The sequence below is a fragment of the Streptomyces virginiae genome (assembly GCF_040638905.1).
Lineage (GTDB): Bacteria > Actinomycetota > Actinomycetes > Streptomycetales > Streptomycetaceae > Streptomyces > Streptomyces virginiae_B.
In genome coordinates this window covers 1-1074 of the sequence record NZ_JBEZYV010000084.1, presented here as the reverse complement: position 1 = coordinate 1074, position 1074 = coordinate 1, and the positions used below count along the sequence as shown (strand labels likewise).

Below are 1074 nucleotides of genomic sequence, written 5' to 3'. Positions count from 1 at the left end.
CCCCGGCCTCCAGCGGACGATGGCCTCGCGGTGCACCGACGTGCGCGAATGGCAGACAGGCCACTCCCCGTTCGTGGGGCAGCCTGATCTCATTGGGGAACTCCTGCGAGAACTGCTCACCACTCGCATCGCGCCCAGGCGAAACCAGGAAGGCACAACCACTCGTTGATCACTGCTATCAGGACGGTCGCCTCGTATCGGACCGCGAGCTTGTCGTACCTGGTGGCGACGGCACGGTGCCTCTTGAGGCGGTTGATCGCGCACTCGACTGCGTGGCGCTCGCGGTAGTCGACGGGGTCAAAGCGGGGCGGCCGGCCGCCACGGGATCCGAGTCTCTGGCGGTTGCGCGCCTGGTCGGCCTTCTCGGGGATGGTGCAGCGGATTCCGCGGCGGCGCAGGTAGGCGCGATTCTTGCGGGAGGCGTACGCCTTGTCAGCGCGCACTCGGTTGGGACGGACCCGCGGCCGACCCGCTCCGATGCGGGGCACGCGGACCTTTTCCAGAACGGGTTCGAACTGTGGCGAGTCACCACGCTGCCCGGCGGTGACCACGATCGACATGGGCTTCTGACCTTGCTCGACGGCCAGGTGCAGCTTCGTGGTGAACCCGCCGCGTGATCGGCCCAGCCCGTGATCGCGAGGCTCGGAGGCGACACCGCCTGGTGGTTCTTTCTGCAGGTCACCATGCTTCCGGGCCCCGGCTGCATGCTGATGGGCGCGGCACACCGTGGAATCGACGCTCAGCTCCCACGTGATCGCACCCGTCGCATCGGCCAGGGACTGGAGCCGGGTGAGGACCCGGTGCCACGTGCCGTCCCGTTGCCATCGACGAAACAGGTCGTAGATCCGGCCCCACGGCCCGTACTCGACGGGCACGTCCCGCCACGGAACGCCCGTCCGCACCCGGAACCGTATGCCGTCGATCAGCTGACGCCGGGGCCAGGCGGGCGGTCGCCCTGCCTTGGCCCGCTTCGGCAACAACGGCTCCAGCAACGCCCACTGCTCGTCCGTGAGATCTCCCCGCCCCATGACCACGATCATTCAGCGCGCAAGATCCATTTTCGATACACGGCCT

1 protein-coding gene and 1 pseudogene are annotated in these 1074 nt (G+C 68.1%); one reads left to right on the top strand and one right to left on the bottom strand.

All coding sequences use genetic code 11. From position 1 onward, the window contains the following. Window positions 1-169, top strand: a pseudogene (locus tag AB0F82_RS38600) (alpha/beta hydrolase); the annotation flags it as partial. Here AB0F82_RS38600 and AB0F82_RS38595 read toward each other — a convergent pair. Then, entirely contained in the window at window positions 117-1028 is a 912-nt protein-coding gene (locus AB0F82_RS38595; protein ID WP_362636485.1) for an IS5 family transposase, read from the bottom strand. The pseudogene AB0F82_RS38600 and the gene AB0F82_RS38595 overlap by 53 nt on opposite strands. Window positions 1029-1074 lie beyond the last annotated feature (46 nt).

Excerpts from the sequence above, each read along its gene's own strand:
- AB0F82_RS38595 (WP_362636485.1), bottom strand. The coding sequence starts at position 1,028 with ATGGGGCGGGGAGATCTCACGGACGAGCAGTGGGCGTTGCTGGAGCCG.